Raw genomic sequence first — 1,720 nt, 5'->3', positions numbered from 1 at the left:
GACGAGCACGATGGTGCTGCGCGGCTGTGTCGCGCGCAGTGCCCGGGCGATGGTCAGCGACTGGCCGGCGACCTCGAAGACGACGTCGAATAGCCCTTGTTGGACTCATAGCCGGCCAGCGCATCCGGCCCGACCGCCCGACGTTGACCGTATGGTCGGCGCCGAGCGAAGGGGCGAGGGCGAGCGGCTTGTCGAGGATGTCGGTGACCACCACTTCGCGCGCGCCAGTCGCGCCGAAAGCAGGAGGAGGAGGCCGATCGCGGCGTCGACGCCGGCAGCCATGGCGACGGCCTTGGCGGCGTCGCAGACGATGTAGTCGGCAAACCCGCCCTGCACGAGCGGCGTGCGCATCGCGCTGCCGAGGAAGCACATGTCGGAACAGTGGATCGGCTGGCCGCTGCGGCAGAAGCCGCAAGGGCCGCAGGGCGACGACGGACTGACGGCGACCATCGCGCCCAACTGCACTCCCACGACACCGGCGCCGAGCGCCGCGACATGCCCGGAAATCTCGTGATCGAGGATCATCGGCTCGCGCACTCGGACCGGCCCGAAGCCGCCATGGTTGTAACAATGCAGGTCGGAGCCGCAGATGCCGCCATTGGCGATCCGCACCAGCACCTGTTAGGGGCCAGGTTCGGGCCTGGCCCTTTCCTCGACGCGCAGGTCTTCTCTCGGCATGCAGAACCACGGCGCGCATGATGTTCAAATCCTGGTATCCGGCAGCATCTGCCGTCGCCGCTTCAGTACAGGGCGCACGCCATGTTCAATGGCTGATCTGGCTGAGGAACGCCTTGCTGCGGGCTTCCCTCGGATTGTCGAAGAAGGTGCCCGGCTCGCCCATCTCGACGATCTCGCCCTGGTCCATGAAGATGACGCGGTCGGCGACCTGGCGGGCGAAGCCCATCTCGTGGGTGACGCAGAGCATGGTCATGCCTTCGTTGGCCAGTTCGATCATGGTGTCGAGGACTTCCTTGACCATCTCCGGGTCGAGCGAGGAGGTCGGCTCGTCGAACAGCATGATCCTGGGATTCATGCAGAGCGCGCGCGCGATCGCCACGCGCTGCTGCTGGCCGCCCGAAAGCTGGGCGGGATATTTGTGGGCCTGTTCGGGAATGCGCACGCGGGCGAGGTATTTGCGCGCGGTCTCCTCCGCCTTCGCCTTGGCGATGCCGGAAACCTTCATGGGCGCTAGCGTGCAGTTTTCGAGCACCGTCATGTGCGGGAACAGGTTGAACTGCTGGAACACCATGCCGACGTTGCGGCGCACCGCCTCGACGTTCTTCGGCCCCGCGGTGAGTTCGATGCCGTCGACGACGATCCTGCCGCTGCGGACCTGCTCGAGCTGGTTGATGCAGCGGATGAGCGTCGACTTGCCCGAGCCGGACGGGCCGCAAAGGACGATTCGCTCGCCTGTGCGGACCGTCAGGTTGACGGCCTTCAGCGCATGGAAAGCGCCGTAGTATTTCTCGACGTTTTCCATGCTCACCGCGAGCGAGACGGTTGCGTTCGCCTGTTCTGAACTCACGTGGACATCTCCCTGCGGCCGGCCGTGCCTGAACCTACTTCTCGGCGTTTTCGATGAAGTCCGGCAACGGCGCCTTCATCCATTGCTCGTGCAGCTTGCCCAGGCTTCCGTCCTTCTTCTTCCCGTTCAGGAAGTCGTTGACGGCGGCAAGCAGCTCGGGCGAGTCCTTGCGCACGACGATACCCTGCGCCTGCT

At 65.4% G+C, this 1,720-nt stretch carries 3 protein-coding genes; all 3 read right to left on the bottom strand.

The window, feature by feature from the left end; genetic code table 11:
• Window positions 1-105: 105 nt before the first annotated feature.
• Window positions 106-618: an alcohol dehydrogenase catalytic domain-containing protein gene (locus tag EN914_RS34440; protein WP_024504870.1), complete on the bottom strand. Its 513-nt coding sequence runs from the start codon at window positions 616-618 to the stop codon at window positions 106-108.
• Window positions 619-763: 145 nt separating this feature from the next.
• Window positions 764-1,480: an amino acid ABC transporter ATP-binding protein gene (locus tag EN914_RS34435; RefSeq protein ID WP_032899517.1), complete on the bottom strand. Its 717-nt coding sequence runs from the start codon at window positions 1,478-1,480 to the stop codon at window positions 764-766.
• A 79-nt stretch (window positions 1,481-1,559) separates the two neighbouring features.
• On the bottom strand, window positions 1,560-1,700 hold the full coding sequence (locus tag EN914_RS34430; protein ID WP_245497918.1) for a transporter substrate-binding domain-containing protein: 141 nt from the start codon (window positions 1,698-1,700) through the stop codon (window positions 1,560-1,562).
• Between the last annotated feature and the right edge of the window lie 20 nt (window positions 1,701-1,720).

The organism is Mesorhizobium sp. M7A.F.Ca.CA.001.08.2.1 (assembly GCF_003998455.1).
Classification (GTDB): domain Bacteria; phylum Pseudomonadota; class Alphaproteobacteria; order Rhizobiales; family Rhizobiaceae; genus Mesorhizobium; species Mesorhizobium ciceri.
The sequence above is the reverse complement of the archived record's forward strand: the minus strand, read 5'-3'. Positions and strand labels throughout refer to the sequence as shown.

Excerpts from the sequence above, each read along its gene's own strand:
- EN914_RS34435 (WP_032899517.1), bottom strand. The coding sequence starts at position 1,480 with ATGGAAAACGTCGAGAAATACTACGGCGCTTTCCATGCGCTGAAGGCC.